This window comes from Microcoleus sp. D3_18_C4, assembly GCF_036702355.1.
GTDB lineage: Bacteria > Cyanobacteriota > Cyanobacteriia > Cyanobacteriales > Microcoleaceae > Microcoleus.
The window spans coordinates 110,090-132,355 of record NZ_JAUBTF010000012.1 but is presented as its reverse complement, the minus strand read 5'-3'; the positions used below and the strand labels follow the sequence as shown (position 1 = coordinate 132,355).

The window sequence follows — 22,266 nt, the reverse complement described above, 5'->3', positions numbered from 1 at the left end:
AAATCAAGTTCGTCAGAGAGCAAAAGGTCTGTGCGAATATTGTCATGCCTCGGAGTCATAAATTTATCGATCGCTCTTTCTAGTCGATTGAACTGTCGTTGCGGGCGATCGCCAACTCAAGAACAATGATAAACTTGATATTCATACCCATCCACCGCAGGCAACTCGCGCGATTCAAGCTGACACTTTTGTGCTTCTAGATTGAAAGGTGCGCGAAAATTAACAAACCACAAATCTAGCGGACGTTCTAATTGACTGAGTGTTTTGTCAAGTGTTCCTGCCGCTATTTCTGGTGCATCCCTTCTCTGATTAGCCAAAAGAAACAGTGGAGAATCAAAGGCTTTAACTTCTTCTTTCTTCCTAACATCCGTTACATCTGCTACAAAATCCGTTGTCGAACTTCTTTCCCATTCCCACCCTATCCCCATCAACTCTCCTATTTCTACATGAGTCTTTTGAGTAGTGGCAATTAACACGGGAACTTTCGATAATTCGCGGATAACCGGAATTAAAAGGTCTGGTTTGTAATATTTGCGATAGCCGAGATTGGAATTTACTGTGACACCGCTAAAAAAACCCATTGCTAAAATTAGCACCACTGCTTTTTTGCCCGAAACTTCGATCGCCCGTAAATTAAACGATTGACTTTTTGCTGTAGGTGTGTTAAAAATAACCGCCAAGGTTGCTCCTAAAAGCAATATCACCCCCGGAAAGTAGACGAAATTGTATCGTGCGCCGCGAGTGAGGTCAATGCCAAGAATATATGCAAAGCTGAAAAATAGGAAAATTGCTCCTAGCACAAATCCGCCGAAAATAACAGTACCTAAACGAGTATCGGGGGCTGTTAAGGACTTTTTAAGAGCGCTAAACAGGATGGGAAGCACCAATATAAAAAATATTGTCATTACGATCGCCGATGCTACTACTACTACCAAATTTGGCGATTCCACCGGCAGCAGAGAGATGACAGTGATCCATCCAGCTAAAGCTTGAAAAATCGGCGCGATCCAATTTAAAAATGTGCGATCGCCGCTGACAATCCAATTAGTTAGTTCGCTGCCGTATTTATTGGACAAAAATACCGGCAACCAAACTAAACCGCCAGCTAAAGTACCCATCGCTACTGCGAAAAACCGCCAGAGGATTTGAAATGGCAAAATATTAGGCTGCTGGCTGTTGTCAATTGGCAAATTTCCATTAAACTGCTGCCAGATTACAGCAATTAATGCTATTGCTTCCGCACACAAAGCCAGTGTAAAAAAATAGTGGGAGGCAATTCCCAAACAATTAACAACTACCCAAAGTAGCACCGCCCAAATAGGCAGAGGAGCGCCCTGTTGCAGCTTTTTTGCAGCTAATGTGAGGCAAAAAAGAGAGGCAATAACTAATAAGATTCCTAAAGTGTAATGGCGAGCTTCTTGAGCGAGATAAATGCCGTAGGGAGAAACTGCCATCATCGCGGCTGCACATTGACCGACTAAACGAGAACTAAAAGCAAATTTCCCCAAAAAGTAGATAGCTGGAACTGAAATCACGCCCAATAATGCAGGAAGAGCTCGCCCTATCCAAACTAAACTATCCTCGGTCGGCCCAAACAGTCGCATCCACCAGTGGGCGAGCATAAAATACACTGGTGGATGGTTGCTTTCTAGCAGCAAATTGCGGAGCACGTCGGCGGTGTCAGCATCGGGGCGCAATTGTAGGGGTTGTAATAATGTAGAAAGGTCGATCGCGCGATCGACCGGCACCCCTCGAAAACTGTTGCCCAAACTAAAAACTAGAGTAGAAAACTCGTCTGTCCACAGCGGTTTCGAGTTTAAATTGGCAAAGCGCAAAATAAAGGCGATCGCCGTCCACAGAAATAGCAACAACAGTTGTTTGTTCTTAATCATTAATTCATTCATTCATTTAAAGGCAGTTGGTCGTTGGCTGTTGTCAGTTGTCAGTTGGGAGTTTTTAGTTGTCAGTTCCAATAACCACTAACAACTAACGAATAGCCAAACTAAAAACTATTTTTTAACGTCCGTCACCCGCCAACTCAGCTTCATATTGATCCAGAAATTCCACAGAGTGACAGTCGCGATCGCAATCAACTTAGCGCAATATTCGTTTACCTTAAAAACATTAAACAGCAGATTCACCAGCAGCACATTCATAATCAAGCCAATCAAACAAATCACATTAAATTTCAACAGCCGTTTCAAGCGCTGGCGCTTTCCAGGCTGCCGCTTAGAAATATCACGAAAAGTCCATAAATCGTTCCACAAGAAATTATTGATAATTGCCACTTCAGCAGAAAAGATTGCACTGCGAGTCAGCCCCAAACCAAGGACAGTCCGCAGCAGGTAAAAAACTCCCATATCCACAAACACGCCGCTGAAACCAACCACGCCAAACCGCAGGAATCGGCTCATCGGCCAGCGGGCAAACCGCAACCGAAGCAAATGTCGCAAATAGTCAATATACTGTTTCCAGGTAACTTTGCTCTCGCCTTCTTGCCGCTCCTGAAACACGTAACCAACTTCTCCAATCCAGCGGATATCGCCCCTGCCGAGCACTTCAATCAATATTTTGTAACCAGCAGGATTCATGGTTTTGCCGGCTATGCAAGTGCGACGCACCATAAAATAGCCACTCATCGGATCGGAAACTCGGCCCACCACTCCCGGCAGGATCACCAACCCCACGGTTTGAGCGCCCCGCGATAAAAATCGCCTGACAACGCTCCAGTCGCTCACCCCGCCCTCGCCCACGTGACGACTTGCAGCAGCTAAATCTGCTCCCCGCTGAATTTCTGCTAAAAGCTGCAACAGCGTCTCCGGGGGATGCTGCAAGTCGGCATCGATGACGCCCAAAACCTCACCCTGAGCTACCTGCCACCCGCGAATTACCGCTGTGGAAAGTCCCCGCTCCTCTTCCCGGCGCATTACCCGCAATTGCGGATATTCCGGTGTCAGGGACAGGGCGATTTCCCAGGTGCGATCGGGGCTGTCGTCATCGACTACAATTAATTCGTAGTGGCCGGGAAGGATACCATCGAGCAATTGGCTCAATTTTTCCACAATACTCTGGATATTCCTGCGCTCGTTGTAGGTGGGAATTACCAGGGAAAAATAAATTGGCGGTGTGCCTGCGTGTACAAAAGTTGAACCGAAAGTCTGTATAGCAGGAATTTGCAAAGGCCCCGACGGCACTGGCAAGACCTGATTTGGTTGGTAGCTGCCCATAATTTGAGTGTTCAGAAAGTTAAGAATAGTTTGGTAGCACTTGAGATTGTAAAATATCGTTCCTCCATAATTGATTAGTTAAAATATAAAAACGCCTTAATTCTAGTCAGTAATTCTGTAGCTGAGTTAAAAAGAAAACTGTGGATGCAATTCTCGATCGAGCTTTACAAGGTTATAACATCTCTTCTGCAGAAGCCTTGGTACTTTTGCAGCAAACAGAGCCAGACGCGCGAGCTTCTATTCAAACAACCGCTGACTTGCTCCGCCGCCAACAATCAGGAGATACTGTCACCTACGTTATCAATCGGAATATTAATTTTACTAACATTTGCGAGCAGCATTGCAGTTTTTGTGCATTTCGCCGCGACGAAGGAGATGAGGGCGCTTTTTGGTTAGATGCAGCTCAAATTCAGGAAAAGGCAACTGATGCAGTGCAGCGGGGTGCAACGGAAATTTGTATGCAGGGCGGCTTAAATCTTCAAGCTAAGCTCAACGGCGCATCTTTGCCTTATTATCTGCAATTGGTGAAAACTATTAAGGATAAGTTTCCTCAGTTGCACTTGCACGCTTTTTCGCCGCAAGAAATAGAATTTATTGCCAGAGAAGATAATCTTAGTTTCAGCTATGTAATTTCGGCTTTGCGGGATGCGGGAGTTGGTTCGATGCCGGGAACCGCAGCGGAAGTTCTCGACGATTCTGTGCGACGGGTGATTTGCCCGGAAAAACTAAATTCGGCAACTTGGCTGGAAATTGTGGGAACTGCTCACAGTCTGGGTTTGCCGACAACGAGTACGATGCTTTGCGGGCATATTGAGACGGCCGAACAGCAGGTTTTGCATTTAGAAAAAGTGCGATCGCTCCAACAAACTGCGATCGACCAAAACTATGGGGCACGCATTACAGAATTTATTTTACTACCATTTGTCGGACAGGAAGCACCGGCACCTTTGCGGAGTCGAGTCGGCCGCGACCAACCAATTTTAGCAGATACATTGTTACTCACCGCAGTATCGAGAATCTTCTTAGGCAATTTGATTTCCAATCACCAACCGAGTTGGGTAAAATTAGGTTTAGACGGAGCTACAGAAGCGCTGAAATGGGGCTGCAACGACATCGGCGGTACATTGATGGAAGAGCACATTACAACGATGGCCGGTGCGGTTGGCGGCAGTTGTCAATCTGTCGAAGATTTGCAAAATGCAATTAGTTCTTTGGGGCGGAGTTATCAGCAAAGAGATACAATTTATCGACCTTTAGGGGTTGACAATGTGGCAGTAAGTGTTTAATTTTTCGGATGCGAAGTGCGAAGTGCGTAACGTCTCCTACGAGTTTAGCCGTTAGCGAAGCCCTCGGAGAGGATCGCACTTTCAAATTCTTCTAGCGCTTGACAACTTCCCACCTGCAAAGCACGTTCTACCGCAGTGGGGATAAGTTGTGCGATCGCGATTCCTGGAAAATTCGGACTCATATCCGATTCTACATACTCTCCATCTTGCAGCAAATAAATGCGAAGTCGGCCGCTGTCATAAACCCATACTTCTGGAACTCCAATAATTTTATAGGCATCGATCGTAGTTTTAGAAGCTACATCCGTTTCAATTGCTAAATCCGGCGGCGGATCGTCCGGCAAAAGTCGGCGGCGGCTAATCATCCGCTGATAATTTAGAATATAAAAGCAAGCATCAGGTTCAATTCCTGCTGCACCTTCCCGTTTGAAAGTAGTAGAACCAAATGGTTCATATCTTCTGCCCGCCGACTTGAGTAAAATTTTGACAATATCAGAGATTAAATCTGTTGGTCTTTCGTGTTCGGGTAAAGGAACCATAATTTCTAAAGTTTCTTTGCTGTAAGCAACTCGTGCCGATCGCTTTTCTCCCAATTCCTCCAAAATCGACTCGAATTCGAGCCAACTTATATTGGGAATAGTTACGACACTACCGGGAGTAAGCGTTATTTTGCTAACAGGTTTGAGGACGGGGGTGATAACAATCATAAGCTGAATTGCGAGCTAGTTGTTAAGTTTGTGCCAAGGGCAGGCAGGATGCCTACCCCACAAGAGTTTTTGGATATATCTGTTGAGTTTAGCACGGGCAACGAGAAGAGATTCGCGATCGCACTTTTGACTCAATTCTAGAAAGATCGATCGCACATTTATGACTTCATTGCAGCCGGATTAATTTGACTAACAGACTCATGATTTCTCCCTGATCGGGTGTAATAATGATGCGGTTGTCGGGAATGGCGATCGGATGAGTCCAACGAACAGCTTCTTCGTAGCGCAATGCGTGCAGTTGGTGGATAGTTCGGCGTACCCCCAGCGGCGAACCGATGATGACGTGACGGACTGCTTCGCGATCGCCCTCAAAGGTTTGGTTGGTTAAAACATTGGGCGATGTTTGGTTCGATGATGAATCTTGCAACATAGCTTTGACTAATAATTTTGGATAGGTTTGATGCTTTGTAACGGTAAAACCGCGTACAATAACAAGTTGAAGAAAAGACAGCAATTCCCCTACAGCACAAGTGGCTTAGCTGGTGCTGTCTAATCTCTATTAGATTAAATCTAAATTGATTTAGGGTAGATGTCAATCATTTTAGACAAAACCCAAATATATTAATATAACTTAACAAATAGCCTATGGAAATCTCAGAAAGAGCCGATCGATCGCCCCTAATGCGACTGAGAGTTCAGCGGTTTATGACTCAAAAGCAGCTAGCAGAAGCACTTGGCGTTACGGAAGCGACGGTAAGCAACTGGGAAGCTGGGCGATCGGTACCGAAGCTAACGCCTGTTCAATACAAGAAGTTGCTAGAGATTCTGCAAATTACCTCTGCTGAATTACCAGACCAATTTGGTTTTCCTAGCGATGCTGATGGATAGAAAATGGAATATTATAATTGAGGCGTTTTATTTAAACGAACTCATACAATGTTTTGAAAAAAAAAGGAATATGAGACTTAACATCGCTACTTTGCTCTGAATAAAATCTCCCAATTTCTAACGATAGTTGCTCTCTAAATACCCAATCTTCCCGGCTAAAGTCACCGGATGGCTTAATTTGATGCCAATAATCCTTAGCTTTTTTAATTGTCAGCAAAACTGCGATCGACTGATTTTTATGCGTTTCATCTACAGCATTTTGAAACCGCTCTTTCCACGAAGCCTGAAAGTTTTTAACTTCGGTACAATCCAATCCCGAACAGTAACTAATGCGATCGAAGGCTCTCTGTAGGTTATTCTGTAAATCGAAGTCAGTACAAATTGCATCAGCCATATCCAGATAAATATTTGCGAGTACCGCAGGATTTCCCTGATACATCGGCTCGTTACAACAATTGTCAAATATTGGTTGAAGTTCAGGTGTCAGAAAATATGCTTCTTTGTGGATCAAACCTGTAATCCAGATCCGGTGCTGTGCTGCGTTTTGCTCTTTCACCTCCGATTTTTCGTAAAGATTCCGAAAAATTGCTTCTGTATCGGTAAAAATATAATTGTCGATCGTTTGCAGTTGCAAGTCTAAATCTATCATTGCAAAAAGTCGAGCAGGATCTAAATATGAATTAGTGGTATCCTTTTCGTGTAATATTGAAAGAGTAGAGTAGGTTTCTAATACATCTTTGCGATCGCCACAGTTGAAAAATTCCGGTAACTTCTGTCTCCACCATGTCGGAACGCAAGCCTTATAAAAGTTGGCATCAGGCATTTGCTCCATTGCTTTATAAGCTTGAGGTGACTCTCTACCCTGCGTCTTCCGAATATCACCTTCGCACAATACCACAATTTTGTTTTTAATTCTGCGAGACTGAAGAATTGCCTCGCAATGTTTTTTTAGCTGTTCTGGACTAAGACTCATTTGTAATATTAGATTCTTGTTTGATAAGTTTTGGCTCGATTTCTTTAACGTGAGCTGGTGTCAGAGCTTCACACAATGCGTAGGAGTGAGTTGCGAGAATATATTGATTGCTGGGCGCCCACTCTTTGAGGTCTGATATAATTTGATATTGCCAATCTGGATGAAAAGCAATTTCAACTTCATCCATCAAAATAATAGCATCTTCTATGTTACGAGACTTGAGCCATATATAAATGCTAAGTCTTTTGAGTTCACCGTGACTTAAATCTTCTGGATATAGTTCTCTAGTTTCACCATTATTATCCAATTTAAAGTTGACACCAGCAAAATCTCTGTCAAGATTAATTTTTTTGTTTACTAACATTTGGTTCAAATCGTTTTTTAAAGTTTTGTAGTTATTGCCATACTCGCCTGTTTCTATCGCTTTTATAAAATCGCGATCGCGAGCGTCTTCAAAGGATTCTATCAGGAGGTCTACCATAAAAAAATCATAGGTAAAAAAGCTGGGAAGTTGAGATTTAGCCGAATCAAGTTCTGAATAATAGTTATTACTCTCACTATTTTTAAATAACAAATTTCTGGCACCTCTAGAAAGAAAAAGAAAAACCTGGGTTGCAGGAGCAGCTAGAAAAATATTTTCGGATAATCTCTTTAAAAAACTTTCTGCTTCATTTATATTCAAGTTATCAATATGACAAAGTAAGACCTCATTGTTATTTTCACTATCATCAGTTGCGTAACTAAGTAGGTATCTCAATTTAGCAAGTTCCAAAATTTTTATAAATTGCTGTGAGCTAGTATTAAGTTCTTGCTCTTCATTATAATGATGATCCAGTTGAGCTTGCGAGATTTTTAACACTTCTAATATAAGTTCTTCTAAAGAAGATGAAGAATCAATAATTGATGAAGAAGCCCAGCCAAATTTTTGTCCTATTTGTTGTAATAATCTTTTAGTACCTATAAGTGCTACTGTTAATTTCCATGCTGTTTCTCTATTACTTTCAGAGAAAGGCTTGGCTAATTCCAAATATTCATTAATGATTTTTTTTAACTCGCGATTTTCTTCTTCTGTTCTGGCAATGACATTCTTAATTGATTCTATTTCTGTTAAAATAGAAAAGGTAAATTTAGAAAAATTACTTGTTGCTTCCGTTGCGTCTTTTAAAAGAGGTATTTTTTCTATAAAAATATCATTTTTTACACAAATAAAACTCAGTTTTACAATTTTTTCTCCATCCCAGATATCCATGATAGCTAGAGTTTTTTGAGGAGAAGTTTCATCAATTTTTAATCCCCGAAGCAGATTTTTCAAAAACTGTTTCCGAGCTGGATCGACAGAACAGTGCAGTAGTACAAAAATTAACTGCAACAGCGTACTTTTCCCGCCACCATTTTGACTACCCAGCGGAAAAATTTTAGGAAAAAAATCTTTTTCAAAAGTTATGTCAATATCTTTTAAACCGCGAAAATCAGGAACTTGAACTCGTAGCAAGTGCATAATAAACTCCTAGTGTGGGGTTGGATTTTTTCTTGAAACCCTGAGCCACAATCATTTTAGATTATAACTCACATCTTCTACTATTTTCATGAACAGGCTTTCCGGCCGGTTCCACAACATATTAAATTAATGATTTTTCGCTGATTCCGGCAGTCCGCCAGGGGTTGAAACCCCTGTCTCAAAGCGAAAGTCCTCTGAAGAGGACTGAAGAAATCATTAGTCCTCTTCAGAGGACTTTCGCTATTAGCCAGGGAATGAATTCCCTGGCGGGCTGGCGGCCTTTCCGTTTAAGCAGGAGATGAGATTAAACCTTAAACTTCTCCACAATCCGTCTCATCGCCTCCTCCACATTCTCCCGACTATTAAACGCCGAAATGCGGAAATAACCCTCACCCGCTGCACCAAAACCAGAACCCGGAGTTCCCACCACATTGCAAGTTTCCAGCAACTTCTGAAAGAAATCCCAACTCGACAAACCGTGAGGCGTTTTCACCCACACATAAGGTGCATTTTCGCCACCAAAAACCTCGATTCCCGCCGCTGTCAATTTCTCGCGAATAATCGCAGCATTTTCCATGTAAAAATTGACTAAAGCCTGAATCTGTGCCTTGCCAGCCTCCGAATAAACCGCCTCAGCACCGCGCTGCACAATGTAAGAAACACCGTTAAACTTAGTAGATTGGCGGCGGTTCCACAGCTTCCAAATTTCGATATCGGAACCATCTGCTGCTTTTCCAGTCAAAGTCTTCGGTACAACGGTTAACGCACAGCGAGTACCCGTAAAACCAGCATTTTTGGAAAAAGAACGAAATTCGATCGCACAATCCCGTGCACCTTCAATTTCGTAGATAGAATGCGGTAAACTCGGATCGGTAATATACGCTTCGTAGGCCGCATCGAAGAAAATAATCGAACCGTTAGCTTTAGCATAATTTACCCAAGCTTGCAAGTGTTCCTTAGTTGCAGTTGCCCCCGTCGGGTTATTCGGAAAACACAAGTAAATTAAATCGACTTTTTTGTCGGTGGGAATTTGGGCAGTAAAATTGTTTTCGGCTGTAATTGGCAGGTAAACTAAGCCGCCGTATTCGCCATTTTCGTTCGCATCTCCCGTGTGTCCAGCCATCACGTTAGTGTCTACATACACCGGATAAACTGGATCGGTAACTGCGATCGTATTATTGTTGCCAAAGATATCGAGAATATTGCCGCAATCGCACTTAGAACCATCAGAAATAAAGATTTCCGAAGCATCAACATCGCATCCCCGCGACTTAAAATCGTGCTCGGCAATTTTCTCCCGCAGCCACTCATAACCTTGTTCCGGGCCGTATCCTTTAAAGGTATCCCGCGAGCCCATATCTTCCACCGCCTTCACCATCGCCTCCCGACAAGCAGCCGGTAGCGGTTCAGTCACGTCGCCAATCCCCAGCCGGATGATGGGCGCTTCGGGATTCGCCTCTGCATAGGCTTTCACTCTGCGCCCAATTTCGGGAAACAGGTAGCCGGCTTTGAGTTTGAGGTAGTTGTCGTTGATAGTTGCCATAGTTCGATCGCTACAAATGTCGTACAATAGCTTACTCCCAATTGTCTCTCTCCAGAAGCAGGAAGTTCGGCAACCGATGCTGTAAAGGATTTAACCGATGTGACGGAAGAGGTTCACGGAAGAGGAAGATTTTCCCCACTCGGACACTCAAACACTCGGATACTCAGCCATTACAGGCAATCTTCTCAGTTGCTGACCAGCCATTGACCAAAAAATCAAACTATCTTGTATAATCAGAATAGTGTGCAGTGCAGAAACCATTATGGACGAGATTGAGTACGCCAAACTCTATCAGGAACTGGCGGCAATTCTGAATGAGTTTAATTTAGGTTGGGTAGTTCAACAAGTAGCAGATACTGTAGAGATAGGCAAAGTAATTGAAGAGCGATCGCTCAAAAGAAAAACACCCCTGCTCAAGATAGAAGATTATACAGCAAAAGAACAACTTTTGCTGTTAATTGATGCAGTCGAGCAAGCGACGGTCAACACTTCCGAAATGGAAGACGAAATTGCTTATTTCTTAAAAGTAGAATCCGAAACCTCTCCCCTCGGCACAAAAATTACCTTTGCCAATTCAGGTGCCGAAACTGCCAAAACAATTGAGTTTACCTCCAGCGTCACAGCCCCCCGCCACAAACAGGCGATCGCCCTCAAGCACTTGCTCGAAAAACTGCCCTCCGGGCCCAGCAACTACGCCATAAATTCCGAAATTAAAAGCAAATTAAAAAGCTCGATCGATCCCGAATTTAACACAGCGGCAGAACAATCCAGAATTTTTGACACTTACCTCTTTACCATCTTGCTAAAAGCAGTTGCTAATGAAGGCGGTACCATTTATTACAACAATGTTTTAGACGACGAAACACCGAAATATTTAACCTTTAGAAAAACAGCGGGAAAAATTCACGGAACTGCACATCCCTATACTCATGCTGTTGTGGAATTTCCCGACAAACCCGCCCTGGAAGTTCACCTAGGAGTAAAAGTCCAAGGTAGAGCCGGAGTTCTGCACAACTGCAACGTTTTAATTTTGTCCCAAAAAGAAGCAAATATCTGCCGCTTGCTCAACCGCGAACCCCGACACTCGCAGGTAATTTTAGCAGTAAAGTCGGAACACAGCACCTCGGAACTAAAACTAGAAATGGCTGGTGCTTTTATCGGCTTAGCGTCAGATATTCGCTACGAAGGTGGCAGCTATTTCATTTCAAACAGTTACTCTCAACCCGTCGCAAAACTCCTAACTACCGCTCGCAAAAAATGGGAGCTAAACATTTTTCCGAGAGCCACAAACGATGTCCACCGGCTGATGTACTCGTTTCAAACTATCTTTAAAGACTTTAAGGCCAGAAACTGATTCGATTAATCAGGACTAAGGCCAACTGGCACAAAAGTCTTGCTACATTTTTTGTGTTAGGTTTCGTTCCACGAGCCTAACCTACTGTCTGATGCAAGTAAGGACTGTTTTTCTGGTTGTTCCCGGAGGGGTAAATTCGAGTTTCCTAAATTTGCCCGGTTAAATGTATCTGCTAATGTATCTGCTAATGTATCTGCTACATGAGCCAAGAAAATAATCTATCATGTTGCGAGCACCCGAACCTTACGAATAATGTTTAAGAAAGATAAATCTTCCCTGCTGTTTACGATCGGAGCCGCCACACTTCTGATCGGTTTAGGCTTTGTCACCTACTACCTCGTCATTTCCCGTGGGCCCGCCAAAGATTTGCCGCCGGGGGCAACGGTTGTCCCGCAAGATACGATGATGGCCCTATCCATCACCACCGATGAATCCCAGTGGAATAAACTGCGAGAGTTTGGCACGCTGGAGTCAAAAGCTTCGTTTGAGAGGTTTTTAACGGAAATGCGCGATCGCCTGCTCACAAGCAACGGCTACGTCTACCAGCAAGACATTCAACCCTGGGTGGGTAACACAGCAATGGTAGCCTTTCTCCGCAACAAAATAGCTATACCAGCCCCCCCGCCCGCACCCAACGCGCCACCATCTCCGCCAATTCAACAGTCAGTGGCAATTATCCTGCCAATTGCCAACCCGATCAAAGCCAAAGAATTATTAACAAAACCCAGGCCTCTCAGCCAAGGAAAAATAGTTGAGCGTAATTATAAAGGCGTCCAAGTCACAGAAACTCAAGGCGTACCCGATCGCAATTTCTCCGTCGCGGTACTCGGCACAAGCTATCTAGCAGTCACCACAGATCCTAGCGCTACAGACAGAATAATCGACACCTACAAAGGCGAACCTTCCCTAGCAAAAACCCCTGGCTATGCAGACGCCATAGACAAAATAAAAAGTCCGGGCGCTTTCGGTCAAATCTACGTCAATATGCCCGTTGCCACCGCCTATGCCGCCGCCAACTCAGCCCGTGAAATTTCGCCAGAAAGCCTCGAAAAACTGCAACAAAATCAGGGATTTGCCACCACAGCGACGCTGGATGTAGAAGGAATTGCGTTCAAATCAGTCTCTTGGCTAAAACCAGATTCTACCAGAAGGATAGCAGTAGAAAACAATGCTCTAAAAATGGTTAACCGCCTGCCAAACAATACAATAATGATGGTATCCGGCGGCAACTTGCAGCGTTTGTGGCAAGACTACGTATTAGGAGCCGATGCAAACCCGATTTCCCCAATTAATCCCCAAGTTTTACGCACAGGTTTAAAATCCACTACCGGCTTGGATTTAGATAAAGACTTGATGAACTGGATGGCGGGAGAATTTTCTCTATCATTAATACCAGCGCCCGCCCAGAATCCCAGAGACAAATTTGCTGCCGGATTTGTATTTATGGTGGAAACAAACAACCAGGGCGCAGCGAACAAATCCCTGAAACAGCTTGATGAAACGATGAAAAGTAAAGGATTTAGAGTGGAGGAAATTCAAGTCGGCGGCAAACCGGCGATTAAATGGACATCGCCGTTTGGAGGGATTACGGTAACTCGCGGCTGGATGAACAATGTAGCGTTTATGACAGTAGGAGCTCCCGTGGTTGATTCGATCATTCCGGAACCGAAAAGTCCGCTTTTAAGCAGCGAACTGTTCCAGAAAACTGTCCGATCGGAACTTAAACCCCACAACGGCAATTTCTTCATTGACACCGAGAGTGCGTTTAACCCGAAAAACCTAGCTTTGCCGGAGTTTCCTCCCAACCAAAAAATGTGGATAGACGCCACGCGGTCGATCGGCGTTACAGCGGCCGTGATTGGCGATCGTACCACCCGTTATGACGCTTTTGTCGGTCTCAAAAAATCCACCCCATCCACTCCTTCTGCAAATCCTTCACCGCGCCCTGCTTCACCGCGCTCTGCTTCACCCAGTCCCTCGCCCACTGTCCAAACTTCACCCAATTAACTCTTAAATCCTGCCACAAATCCGCCTGCACACCCCCTTAAACACCCACAGGGCGATCGATTAAAACCGAAAAGCAGCAGCTCAAAATCGGCAATAGTGGAGTTGACTGCAAGAAGGAAATAGAGTCGGATTTAAGGAGTTTTACTTCACAAAACCTCACACAAATAAACCCAAAAGCCCGGTTTTTTAAATAAACCGGGTTTCTGAACACTCTAACAATTTGACTTACTGAAGAACAATTCAGCAGCCAGAATCCATAAGGGATTCTGTGCGACAGGATCGAGAATCGAGGTTTAAAGCCCCGATTTTAATCGTGGATCACAAAAATTCTTTCCGTGACCCTTAACTCTCACTTCAGGCAGGGGGTATTCTACCTTCTGAATTCTGTCTTTTGACTCCTTCTCATTTCTTCTTTCCATAATTTTAATTTTCGGCAAGCGTATAGTATTTTTTCTTGTGTATAAAATATTTGGGGATGTTTCCCGGTCAGTCTTGGACGCAGAAACCTAGTTTTTGAACCCCCATCCTTCCTTCAGACTATCAATAATATTTAAAAAACCGGGTTTCTAGGCGTCGGATAGCCTCTAGAAAGGCCGTTTTTGTTATGTTTTATTAATATGTCATGCGGAAGATACAGAGCCTAGGCATTTCAAGTTATATTTAGAATGTGGAGAAGATACTCTGAAAAAATTGCAAAAGCAGAGGCAAATTCTACCCATTGACTCCTAAATGCACTTGCAGTCAGGAACCCGGTTGCTTCATAAATATAGCGTCTTCAACTGTTCCGAAAAACCTATGCAGATATTGGCATTCCTAGTCAGCACCTGTACAACATCGGAACCTGCCGTCAAGCGTCTTAACTGACCACTTTCATCTGGTCATAACACCGTGATGTAAACACCAGCATTATGCAGTGTCGAAGGCGATTAAGGAACGAGTAAACAGGTTGATAAAGCGTATCGCTTTCCTAACAAGGGAACGTGAACATTTACCAGGTCAAGCTTACTTAGCAATAAAACTCACAGAATAACTCACTAATACCCCCTCTGAAAATGAGGGGTGGATTTCCAATCTTCTACGCACATTGACCAGACACAGCACAGATGTGCAGATATTTAGTGACACAGCCGTCAACCCAAGTTTTTTCTAAAAAGCCGATTTTTTTACCTAATTTCTGTGATTTATATATTTTACCCATTAAAAACCTATGAAAACCGTCAAAAATATTCAAAAAACGTCGAAATTTCTATCAAAAGCAAGAATAAGCAAACTGGCACTTGCTCTGCAAATAGTCTTAATAAATCTTTACTTTTGGCAAGCAAAAGCCGAAGGTCAAACAATTGTTCCAGCGGCGGACGCAACGGGTACTACCGTCACTCCCGCAGCGCAAAACGGAACTCCTGGGCAGCCAACTCGCTTCGATATTGAAGGCGGACAATTATCGAGCGATCGACAAAATCTTTTCCACAGCTTTACAGAATTCGGCTTGTCGGAAAATCAGATTGCCAACTTTATATCAAACCCTAACATTCGCAACATTTTAGCGGGCATAGGCGGCGGCAACCCCTCGATTATTAACGGCTTAATTCAAGTAACCGGCGGCAATTCTAACTTGTTTCTGATGAATCCATCCGGCATCATATTTGGCAACAGTGCCAGCTTAAACGTGCCGGCTTCTTTCACAGCAACCACCGCCACCGCTATTGGATTTGGTTCAAACTCGTTTAACGCTGTCGGTAGTAGCACTTACGCATCTCTGACAGGCGCGCCCAATTCCTTTACTTTTGGGGCCGATCAAGCAGGGGCAATTATCAGCACAGCCGACTTAGCAGTGAAGTCAGGGCAGAACTTAACCTTGGTGGGCGGCACCGTTGTCAGCACCGGCAGCCTTTCTGCCCCAGGCGGTCAAATTACCGTAGCATCAGTCATCGGGAAAAATTTAGTCCGCGTCAGCCAGCGAGGCAATTTGCTGAGTTTGGAAATCGAGCCGCCCTCAGCGACGAGCCCAGGAACAGCGCCAACAGCTTCGACATTCTCGATCGCATCCTTGCCCGAACTGCTCACCGGCATTGGTGAAACAAACGCTACAGGCATCAGCGTCAATGCCAGCGGTGAAGTGGTACTCACGGCCTCTAACCGAGCAGTAGCTGCGGGGGACGTGGCACTAAAAGATGCAAACGCTCAGGCGATCGACATTCAAGCAGCCAACACCATTACAGTCAGCGGAAACCTGACAAGTTCCCAAGGTGGCCAAATCGCCCTACAAGCTAGTGGCGACATTCGCACTGTCGATCTCGACTCCCATTCCGACACCACCGCAGGCGGCAACATCACCGTCACCAGCCGTACCGGAAAAGTAGAAACAGGCAATATCAAGGCAGGGTCGATCGACAAAAACAGCAACGCCGGAGACGTTAGTATTGCAGCACCCTCAAGCAGCATTCAAACAGGGTTCATAGACGCCAACTCCCAAGAAAAACAAGGTGGCGAAGTCACCCTCAACGCCCGCAACGACATCGAAGTAACCCATATCAACACCGAAGGCCTAACAGGCGGAGGAAAGATTGACATTACAGCCGGCGGTAATTTCCGAGCGACAGGCACTTTCACAAACGATAGCAACTGCTTGTCGCAAGCTTGCAGCATTTCCGCATCCACTACTGGTAGCGCTAATGGTGGAGATATCACCATTCGCCACGGTGGCGAAGCCTCGAACACTCTTTTCAGCATCGGGCCAGACTATAACAGAGTCAACGGTACTGCTGGCAGCATTGCCACCGGCGGTCCAAAGAAGGAAAATGTGATTACACAGGGAAGTTATTTCAGCCCCGATCCTCAGATAGTACAGCCGACCCAAATTAACATTACGGCTTCTTCAGTATCGCCAGCGCCCGCACCAGCGCCCGCACCAGCGCCCACACCAGCGCCCGCACCAGCGCCCACACCAGCGCCCGCACCAGCGCCCACACCAGCGCCCGCACCAGCGCCCGCACCAGCGCCCACACCCGCGCCCGCACCCGCACCAGCGCCCGCACCAGCGCCCGCACCAGCGCCCGCACCAGCACCAGCGCCCACACCAGCACCAGCGCCCACACCAGTACCAGCACCCGCACCAGCACCTGAACCCGCACCAGCACCCGCACCAGCGCCCGCACCAGCACCAGCACCTGAACCCGCACCAGCACCAGCACCTGAACCCGCACCTGAACCCGCACCCGCACCCGCACCAGCGCCCACACCAGCGCCCGCACCAGCACCCGCACCAGTACCAGCACCCGCACCAGTACCAGCACCCGCACCAGTACCAGCACCCGCACCAGTACCCGCACCCGCGCCAGTACCCGCACCCGCACCAGCACCGGCACCAGCACCCGCCCCCGCCCCAGCACCCGCGCCGACTCCCCCACAAGCATTCCTACCAACTCCAGCACCAGCACCAGCACCGGCACCAGCACCAGCGCCCGCACCCGCACCCGCACCCGCACCAGCGCCTGCTCCTGTACCAGCGCCTGCTCCTGTACCAGCGCCTGCTCCTGTACCAGCGCCCGCACCAGCGCCCGCTCCTGTACCAGCGCCCGCACCAGCACCAGCGCCCGCACCAGCACCAGCACCAGCACCAGCGCCCGCACCAGCGCCGACTCCCCCGCGATCATCCCTACCAACTCCAGCACCAGCGCCAGCGCCAGCACCAACAATTACTCAAAATCCAGTGGTTGCGCCTGCTGCTGCGCCCAGAAATCTCGCACCGATACCGACACCGGAGCTCGCAGCCAACCAGCCACCCAGCACAAATCCTTTATTTTCGCCCAGCTTGCAAGAGCAAAACCAGATATCTAATTCCTTGCAACAGCGCATTTCACCTCCCGCGTTTGGGAATCTTGACGCTTCCAAGTTGCCAACCGACCTCGGCGCCGTTATTTTTCCCGTCGAGGGTAGATTCACCAGGGAGTTTGTCGATTACCTAAATTTGCCATCAACAAATACGATCGCCACCCTAGAAGATGCCCAAAATACCCTTCGCAGTGTCCAACAAGCCACAGGCATCAAACCAGCTCTCATTTATATCAGCTTTGTACCCAGGGGTTCTACAGTCGATCGGCCTTACAGCAGTTCGTCCATCTTGCGTGTAGAACAGCAAATTCAAGCCTCTGACGAACTGGAAATGATTGTGATCACCCCGGAAGGTGTGCCCGTTCGCCAGCGCATCCCTGGAACCTCTCGCGCCCAGGTAATGGAAGCTGTTCGGAAATTTCGCGATGAACTGACTAATCCGGTAAAGCGCAAGACTACAAGTTATTTGCCCTTGGCTCAGCAACTTTACCAGTGGATGGTAGCGCCACTCGAAGCAGAACTGCAAGCCAAAGGAATTGAGAATTTATCTTTTATCTCAGATATGGGGTTGCGATCGATACCGATGGGTGCGCTGCACGACGGTAAAGGCTTTCTGGTAGAGCGTTACAGTGTTGGATCGATGCCGAGTCTGAGTTTGACAGATACCAGCGCCACCAATTTCAAAAATACCCAAGTTCTGGCAATGGGGGCGTCGCAATTTGCAGATATGAGTCCTTTGCCCGCGGCGGAAATAGAAGTATCGACCATCACCCCGCAGCAGTGGCCGGGCAAGTCTTTCTTGAATGAAGCTTTTACCCTGGCTAATTTGAAATCGCAGCGCCAGCAGTATCCTTTTGGGATGATTCACTTGGCTACTCACGCCGAATTTCGATCGGGAGACCCCAGCCAATCCTTTATTCAGTTGTGGGATACTAAACTGCGTTTAAATCAGTTACGACAAATGGGATGGCACAGCCCGCAAGTGGAAATGTTAGTTTTGAGCGCTTGCAGGACTGCTGTGGGCGATCGAGAGGCCGAGTTGGGCTTTGGCGGGTTAGCCGTGCAAGCCGGGGTTAAATCGGCTATGGCGACTCTTTGGTATGTCAGCGACGAGGGCAGTTTGGGGTTGATGTCGGAGTTTTACGCGCAGTTAAAAACTGCTCCGATTAAAGCAGAAGCACTCCGGCAAGCGCAATTAGCGATGTTGCGACAAGAGGTGCGAATTGAAGGGGGGATGCTGCACACTTCTGTTGGCAATCTGCCCTTACCCCCGGAATTGGCAAACGTGGGGAGTCAGAATTTTTCTCATCCTTATTATTGGTCTGCTTTTAGAATGATTGGCAATCCTTGGTGAAAAGAGAGGACTTATGCAGAACCTCTATCTGTAGGGTGCGCTCTGTGCATCTTACCGCGGGGCAATCCTTGGTAACAATATTGGTTTTACTCGATCGATAGTATTATACTATTCTCAAAATCTTGACTTAAAGCGAGCATAAGTATGAGCATTGTTCCACGCGGAATGACAGTCACTACGGCTTATCGGCACTATCGGTCAGGTGAGTTATTGGTAAACAGAAAGTATCAAAGAAAATTAATTTGGTCAGTTGAAGAAAAAGAAAAACTGATTGGAAGCATTTTAAAGGGATATCCAATTCCTTTAATTCTACTAGCAGAACGTCCTCAAGTTCATGGAAGTGGAAAGTATGAGATCATAGATGGTATGCAGCGAATTAATGCTATTTGTGGTTTCATTGAAAATTTATTTGCATTTAAGGGCAGGTATTTCGATCTTAACGAGTTCTCCCATGCCAAACAATTAGCTGATGACAAGGTATTTGAATTTGAAGAAAATTTTGATAAATTAGATAGAAAAGAATGTGCAGATATTTTAGATTATCAGCTTGCAGTAACCATTTACACTGCAATGGATTAAAGCGATATAACAGAGGTTTTTGGCAGAATAAATTCCGGTGGTAAGCATTTAAGCAATCAAGAGAGACGACAAGCAGGTGTAACGACATCATTCGCAGAAGTGGTTCGTACAATTGCTATGCAGTTGCGGGGGGATGATACTCGGAAAACGCTTCACCTATTTGATATGCCCCAGGTTAGTATTGATTCCAAACAGAATAATCAAGGTTATGGCATTCAAGCAGAAGACACTTTGTGGTGCAAGCAAGGAATTCTTACAATATCTCAACTGCGTGATAGTAACGATGAAGATATGATCGCAGATATTGCAGCATCGATATTACTTAATAAGCCCCTACAAAGAAGCAGAGAGAGGCTAGATAGTCTGTATGATGAAGACAGCAAGGACTTCCAGTTAATAGAGAAGAAGCTTGCAAGTTATGGCTCAAATAGACTAGAAGAAGAAATTGTCAAAACCTTCTCCATTTTGGGAGAAACTATTGAAAGATATAGCTCAGATAATAAGTGTTTACAAAATATCGTAAACCCAGGCATTAATAATCCAATACCGCAGGCTTTCTATACAATATTCATGGCTTTTTTTGAATTAATAATTGAGTCCGAACGTCTACCTGCCGACCCTCAAAAGATTATGGAAGCACTCACAAATCTTCAGAAGAGCTTACAGCTAAGCAAGCGATATGCAGAGATAACGGATCGTATTAAGAATATTAATAAAACAAAGGGATTGATACAAGACTACTTCGCGGAAAAAGATAAATCCACTCTAGGACAAGGTGCTGAGTTGATACAAGCCTTCAAAAATTCCTTACTTCGTTCTCGTATAGAAACTGCCAAGTATGAGTGCAAGCAAGGTTTGCTTGATCTGTCAGCAAGTAGAAAACTAAATAATGATTTGCCCCAGAGACTTGTGGAGACAATTTGCGGCATTGCTAACTCCGATCCAGAGACTGATGGATATATTTTCTTGGGAGTGGCGGATAAAAAGCAAGACGCAGAAAAAATTAAAAATTTAGATGGGATTGATCCTATTGAAATCAATGATAGATATGTTGTAGGAATTGATAGAGAAGCTAGGGTTTCAGGTAAAACGCTAGAGGATTATGTTGGGATATTAATTAATGCAATAAAAAAATCGGATTTGACTGACCCCTTAAAAACTCAGGTTCTGATGAAAATTGAGCCTATATGCTACAAAGAATTGTTTGTGATTAGAATTCATGTTCCATCTCAAAAAGAGGTTTCTTTTGTAGGTAAAAAAGCTTTTATTAGGGAGGACTCTTCAACTGTAGAAGCTGAAGGACCCAAACTACTTGCTGTTTTTCAACTTTTTCAAAAGTAGTTTACGAAGAGAGGGCATGAGATAGTAGGGAATCTTTAGCATAACGCCAGTTTATCTAGAGAGTGAAAGCCTTAAGTATCCTTACTATAGCGGTACACAATCCCACTTAAAAAGCTTGAGAACACAGGGTTTCTGCTACTCCATATTTCTGAGAAAGGCTATATGCAGGACTACCCTTGATTGCTTTTTTGAGATTTACCCAAACTTTTAAAGATGTAAATTGCTTTACAGAAGCTTTACGGAAATTTGAGAAAGCCCGATCGCCCAAAACATCTTCCACCATCATCAATCCGCTTCTAATCCGCCGGAAGAATGCCCGATCGCACCCTTAATATCCTCTCAGCAACGGCGGATGCACCAAAAAAACCCTAAAACCCAGGAATTAGAGGGGGAGTACGTTTGATGTGTTTGTGCGCGTAAATGGCGCGATCGCCCCCTCAAATGCAATTCCTAACCTCGTTTCACTCTCCCTGCGGCAAATTCTCCAGCCAAACCTCTAAATCCTCGATCGACTGAAAATCTAACAATTCCTCTGCTAGAGTTTCAATTTGCTCGATCGACAAATCAGCAATTCTAGTGGTGATAGATTCCGGTAATGTTCCAACTCGCCGATTTAACAGACGGCGATTTAACAGACGTAAAATCAAGGCTCTTCCTTCTTGTTCGCGGCCTTGCACAATACCTTGTACAATGCCTTGTTCGATGCCTTGCTCAAGGCCTTCTTCCTTCGCTTCCCGATAAAACCGAGTTTCCTCAAGCGTAATCCCTAACATCGCCTCTGCCTCCCTTCGGTTCAAATTTGTAAACTTGTAAACCAGTATCGTCGTCAGCATCTCTATTATGGCGCGACTCGCTGCCTCAGATTCCTCCCGCTGCGATCGCGCCAGCAACAATCGCGCCACTTCCGGCGTACTCGCTTCGTCGATAGTCGTCAAAGCCATCAGCGCCACCCCCAGCGGCAACTGTTCAATCTCCCCCAACTCATCCAAATATACGCGATGCACCTGATTGCAGTTCAAGAGCGATCGATACGGATGTGTTTCTGATTGTTCAGTCGATCGAGTAGGATAAATTACCACCGCTTCCCAATCTGTAAATCGCTGACGGTTGCGATAAAAATACAAAAACGACTCCCCAAACAATCGCTCATACAACAATTCATCCCGCTGAAACTGCACCTCACAGAAATATACAACTCCAGGCTCAGCATCCGGCGGCAAAAACACCCCATCAATTTCAAACTTCGGTTCCTTCACAGCAACGGAGTCAAATCGATACTGTTCCGCATTCGATGGTGACTGTTCCAATAGCTCAAACAGCAGCGTCGGAGCTTCTTGAAATAACTTGTAAAATATTGAATCTCGACGCATTAACCCAACATCTCCTCTAGCCTATACAACTGCTCCAACCGTCAGTCGATTTTAGATTTTAGATTTTAGATTTTAGATTTTAGATTTGACTCGCCTTGATAAATCTGGGAGGTTGAGCTTTAGCCTAAAATTTGGGGAGTATCCACAACGATTGTACGTGGCACGATACCCGTTTTTTTGCTGGTTGCAAAAACAGCAAGTCGGTAATCAGCTCAATCAATTCTAAAGGATTCCAGATAGCCCCAGATCAAAAAACATCCTATATTTTCAGTCCTAGACGCACTCCCGACAAAGAAACCGGGTTTTTT

At 45.3% G+C, this 22,266-nt stretch carries 16 protein-coding genes; 7 read left to right on the top strand and 9 right to left on the bottom strand.

The genetic code is table 11. From position 1 onward, the window contains the following. Positions 1-116: 116 nt before the first annotated feature. Positions 117-1,892 carry a glycosyltransferase family 39 protein gene (locus tag QUA90_RS08890; RefSeq protein WP_333445009.1) on the bottom strand — a complete coding sequence of 592 codons (1,776 nt, stop codon included), beginning with the start codon at positions 1,890-1,892 and terminating at the stop codon, positions 117-119. A gap of 117 nt (positions 1,893-2,009) precedes the next feature. Then, complete coding sequence (locus QUA90_RS08885) at positions 2,010-3,227, bottom strand: glycosyltransferase (RefSeq protein ID WP_333445007.1); 1,218 nt, start codon at positions 3,225-3,227, stop codon at positions 2,010-2,012. A 140-nt stretch (positions 3,228-3,367) separates the two neighbouring features. On the opposite strand from QUA90_RS08885, the gene cofH reads away from it, so the two are divergent. Beyond that, positions 3,368-4,513: a 7,8-didemethyl-8-hydroxy-5-deazariboflavin synthase subunit CofH gene (cofH, locus tag QUA90_RS08880; RefSeq protein WP_333445005.1), complete on the top strand. Its 1,146-nt coding sequence runs from the start codon at positions 3,368-3,370 to the stop codon at positions 4,511-4,513. A gap of 44 nt (positions 4,514-4,557) precedes the next feature. On the opposite strand, the gene QUA90_RS08875 is transcribed toward cofH, so the two are convergent. Together QUA90_RS08875 and QUA90_RS08870 are read right to left on the bottom strand one after the other, a co-directional pair. Next, the gene (locus tag QUA90_RS08875) at positions 4,558-5,220 is read right to left on the bottom strand and encodes a Uma2 family endonuclease (RefSeq protein ID WP_333445003.1); all 663 of its coding nucleotides are present in this window, start codon (positions 5,218-5,220) and stop codon (positions 4,558-4,560) included. Positions 5,221-5,386: 166 nt separating this feature from the next. Then, positions 5,387-5,734: a hypothetical protein gene (locus QUA90_RS08870; protein WP_333445001.1), complete on the bottom strand. Its 348-nt coding sequence runs from the start codon at positions 5,732-5,734 to the stop codon at positions 5,387-5,389. Between the two features lie 131 nt (positions 5,735-5,865). Here QUA90_RS08870 and QUA90_RS08865 point away from each other — a divergent pair, with 131 nt between their 5' ends. Further along, a complete protein-coding gene (locus tag QUA90_RS08865; protein WP_333444999.1) occupies positions 5,866-6,108 on the top strand; it encodes a helix-turn-helix transcriptional regulator in 243 nt (80 codons plus the stop codon). Between the two features lie 31 nt (positions 6,109-6,139). Here QUA90_RS08865 and QUA90_RS08860 read toward each other — a convergent pair whose 3' ends face one another. From QUA90_RS08860 to QUA90_RS08850, 3 genes are all read right to left on the bottom strand, one after another. Then, positions 6,140-7,081 (bottom strand): hypothetical protein, encoded by a 942-nt coding sequence (locus tag QUA90_RS08860; protein ID WP_333444997.1) that lies wholly within the window; start codon positions 7,079-7,081, stop codon positions 6,140-6,142. Beyond that, on the bottom strand, positions 7,071-8,579 hold the full coding sequence (locus tag QUA90_RS08855) for an AAA family ATPase (protein ID WP_333444994.1): 1,509 nt from the start codon (positions 8,577-8,579) through the stop codon (positions 7,071-7,073). Before QUA90_RS08855 ends, QUA90_RS08860 begins: the two co-directional genes overlap by 11 nt. A gap of 304 nt (positions 8,580-8,883) precedes the next feature. Next, positions 8,884-10,122 carry an LL-diaminopimelate aminotransferase gene (locus tag QUA90_RS08850; protein WP_333445016.1) on the bottom strand — a complete coding sequence of 413 codons (1,239 nt, stop codon included), beginning with the start codon at positions 10,120-10,122 and terminating at the stop codon, positions 8,884-8,886. Between the two features lie 262 nt (positions 10,123-10,384). Between QUA90_RS08850 and QUA90_RS08845 the strand changes: the two genes are divergently transcribed. The 5 genes from QUA90_RS08845 to QUA90_RS08825 all read left to right on the top strand — a co-directional run bounded on the left by QUA90_RS08845 (position 10,385) and on the right by QUA90_RS08825 (position 20,588). Beyond that, on the top strand, positions 10,385-11,476 hold the full coding sequence (locus QUA90_RS08845) for a hypothetical protein (protein WP_333389446.1): 1,092 nt from the start codon (positions 10,385-10,387) through the stop codon (positions 11,474-11,476). Between the two features lie 252 nt (positions 11,477-11,728). Then, on the top strand, positions 11,729-13,483 hold the full coding sequence (locus QUA90_RS08840) for a DUF3352 domain-containing protein (RefSeq protein ID WP_333444992.1): 1,755 nt from the start codon (positions 11,729-11,731) through the stop codon (positions 13,481-13,483). 1,207 nt (positions 13,484-14,690) lie between these two features. Beyond that, positions 14,691-18,668 carry a CHAT domain-containing protein gene (locus QUA90_RS08835; protein ID WP_333444990.1) on the top strand — a complete coding sequence of 1,326 codons (3,978 nt, stop codon included), beginning with the start codon at positions 14,691-14,693 and terminating at the stop codon, positions 18,666-18,668. A gap of 144 nt (positions 18,669-18,812) precedes the next feature. Next, positions 18,813-19,247, top strand: coding sequence for a DUF262 domain-containing protein (locus QUA90_RS08830; protein WP_333444988.1), 435 nt, complete (start codon positions 18,813-18,815; stop codon positions 19,245-19,247). Positions 19,248-19,346: 99 nt separating this feature from the next. Then, the gene (locus QUA90_RS08825; protein WP_333444986.1) at positions 19,347-20,588 is read left to right on the top strand and encodes an ATP-binding protein; all 1,242 of its coding nucleotides are present in this window, start codon (positions 19,347-19,349) and stop codon (positions 20,586-20,588) included. A 106-nt stretch (positions 20,589-20,694) separates the two neighbouring features. Here the strand turns inward: QUA90_RS08825 and QUA90_RS08820 are convergent, their stop codons facing one another. Together QUA90_RS08820 and QUA90_RS08815 are read right to left on the bottom strand one after the other, a co-directional pair. Beyond that, positions 20,695-20,874, bottom strand: coding sequence for a hypothetical protein (locus QUA90_RS08820; protein ID WP_333444984.1), 180 nt, complete (start codon positions 20,872-20,874; stop codon positions 20,695-20,697). Positions 20,875-21,049: 175 nt separating this feature from the next. Beyond that, positions 21,050-21,958 (bottom strand): Rpn family recombination-promoting nuclease/putative transposase, encoded by a 909-nt coding sequence (locus QUA90_RS08815; protein WP_333444982.1) that lies wholly within the window; start codon positions 21,956-21,958, stop codon positions 21,050-21,052. Positions 21,959-22,266 lie beyond the last annotated feature (308 nt).

Excerpts from the sequence above, each read along its gene's own strand:
- QUA90_RS08845 (WP_333389446.1), top strand. The coding sequence starts at position 10,385 with ATGGACGAGATTGAGTACGCCAAACTCTATCAGGAACTGGCGGCAATT.
- QUA90_RS08885 (WP_333445007.1), bottom strand. The coding sequence starts at position 3,227 with ATGGGCAGCTACCAACCAAATCAGGTCTTGCCAGTGCCGTCGGGGCCT.
- QUA90_RS08820 (WP_333444984.1), bottom strand. The coding sequence starts at position 20,874 with ATGATGGTGGAAGATGTTTTGGGCGATCGGGCTTTCTCAAATTTCCGT.
- QUA90_RS08860 (WP_333444997.1), bottom strand. The coding sequence starts at position 7,081 with ATGAGTCTTAGTCCAGAACAGCTAAAAAAACATTGCGAGGCAATTCTT.
- QUA90_RS08855 (WP_333444994.1), bottom strand. The coding sequence starts at position 8,579 with ATGCACTTGCTACGAGTTCAAGTTCCTGATTTTCGCGGTTTAAAAGAT.
- QUA90_RS08835 (WP_333444990.1), top strand. The coding sequence starts at position 14,691 with ATGAAAACCGTCAAAAATATTCAAAAAACGTCGAAATTTCTATCAAAA.
- QUA90_RS08830 (WP_333444988.1), top strand. The coding sequence starts at position 18,813 with ATGAGCATTGTTCCACGCGGAATGACAGTCACTACGGCTTATCGGCAC.
- QUA90_RS08875 (WP_333445003.1), bottom strand. The coding sequence starts at position 5,220 with ATGATTGTTATCACCCCCGTCCTCAAACCTGTTAGCAAAATAACGCTT.
- QUA90_RS08865 (WP_333444999.1), top strand. The coding sequence starts at position 5,866 with ATGGAAATCTCAGAAAGAGCCGATCGATCGCCCCTAATGCGACTGAGA.
- QUA90_RS08890 (WP_333445009.1), bottom strand. The coding sequence starts at position 1,892 with ATGATTAAGAACAAACAACTGTTGTTGCTATTTCTGTGGACGGCGATC.
- QUA90_RS08815 (WP_333444982.1), bottom strand. The coding sequence starts at position 21,958 with ATGCGTCGAGATTCAATATTTTACAAGTTATTTCAAGAAGCTCCGACG.
- QUA90_RS08850 (WP_333445016.1), bottom strand. The coding sequence starts at position 10,122 with ATGGCAACTATCAACGACAACTACCTCAAACTCAAAGCCGGCTACCTG.
- QUA90_RS08840 (WP_333444992.1), top strand. The coding sequence starts at position 11,729 with ATGTTTAAGAAAGATAAATCTTCCCTGCTGTTTACGATCGGAGCCGCC.